General features: G+C 37.5%; 2 protein-coding genes and 1 pseudogene. All 3 read left to right on the forward strand.

Annotated elements, in window-relative coordinates; all coding sequences use genetic code 11:
- On the forward strand, nt 1–756 hold a 756-nt coding region (locus DV740_RS14865; protein ID WP_158561580.1), incomplete at its 5' end, for a hypothetical protein.
- A 2-nt stretch (nt 757–758) separates the two neighbouring features.
- Entirely contained in the window at nt 759–1,010 is a 252-nt protein-coding gene (locus DV740_RS14570; RefSeq protein ID WP_118088425.1) for a hypothetical protein, read from the forward strand.
- 48 nt (nt 1,011–1,058) lie between these two features.
- Nucleotides 1,059–1,559 (forward strand): annotated as a pseudogene (locus tag DV740_RS14870) (hypothetical protein); the annotation flags it as partial.

Genomic DNA, 1,559 nt, shown 5'->3' on the forward strand with positions numbered 1-1,559 from the left:
GCAGAGCTGGAAGTAGTAAATAACGTAAAAAGACCGCAGCAGTTGGGAAATGTTGGAGAGAGTGGTATAAATTCTTATGCCGATTTTAGTAAAGCAGTAAGCGATATTGGTACGAGAAGTGATTTGACTGATGCACAAAAGATAAAGGAATTACAAAAACTGTTTAAAAACTCAAATTACAAAGCTGATATAAATGTGCCAAGTGATATTCAATATGTAAAGGGTTTTGATGTGAAGGGAAATGTAATATATGATTGGCCGCCTAAATTAGGCTTTGATGAAAGCACAATCAAACCTATTACCAGAACAGATGGTTTGGCTGATTCTTGGGATAGATATGGATATATGGGTGGTTCTAATTTCGCAGACGTTCCATCAACGGGTAAATACACATATAGTGAAAGAGCAATTCCTTATGTAGAAAATGAAGCAGCTTATCATACAGGAACTTTTAATAATGTAACGTATTTTGATAAAATTGATGCAATAAAAAATAGAGATATAGATACATTTAATGCGTTGCTTCATAATGAAGGGATATCTAGGTGGGATTTGGATGATTTTGAAGAACTATGTGATAGTTATGATTCGTTTATATCAAAAGCCAATAAGGAATTGGGAGATAGTGTAGATGCAACCTATGGTATAAAAGGCCAAGCAGCAGAATGGGGAGATATGACTGGTGGAGCGGGACAAATTGTTACCCCTTTTGGTGGAGATGTATTAGAAAAAATAGGAATATTAAAGGAGAATTAAGTGTGGATAAAAACAAATTAATTTCTAGTATACTATCATTTAAAGATGGCATAGGCATGTGGAAAATAGTATTAAATCAAATTACAGAGGCAGATTTTGTTATAGGATATGGTTTTGATAATAATGAAAAATTATGGAAGGTTTATCAAAATAATGAAAGAGGAATGAGGGCAGAATGGACGTTTAAGAATGAGGAAGAGGCATTGGAGAAATTATATAAAAAAGTAAAATTTCAGTGTAAATTAATAAATTAAATAAGGCCTTTTCAAAATCTGTTTGTCGGAACCATGATTCTGGGAGGAATGCTTGTCGTAGCAACCTGTGGTATGGCACTTCCTTTAGTGGCTACAGTAGGAGTAATGGCAATTGGCGCAGGAACAGCAGCATATGGCTTTTCAAATACAGTAGAAGGTGGTCAGGATGTTTATGCAGGAGTAACAGGAGACCCAAGAATGGTATCGGTTAATCCAATCCGTGATACAGTATTTGCCAGTAATCCGGACCTCTATTATTTAATAGGAAATGTATTGACAATCGCTGCTTCCCTGATACTGACCGGAGGAATGGCAGCAAATGCAGCAGTAAGTGCAGGAACATCCATAGGAAGGGCCGTAGTAACAGAGTATGCAAAGCAGGGACTGACGATGGCAGCCAGCAGCTATGTGGAAAAGAGCATGACAGAAGCAACCAACAGTCCACTGGCAGGCTTTGTAGTTGGTTCACTAACTGGAATGGCAACATATGGAACGCTCAGTGAGGCAGAGCTGGAAGTAGTAAATAACGTAAAAAGACCGCAGCAGTTG

The organism is Roseburia sp. AF02-12, assembly GCF_003461765.1.
GTDB classification, from domain to species: domain Bacteria; phylum Bacillota; class Clostridia; order Lachnospirales; family Lachnospiraceae; genus Roseburia_C; species Roseburia_C amylophila.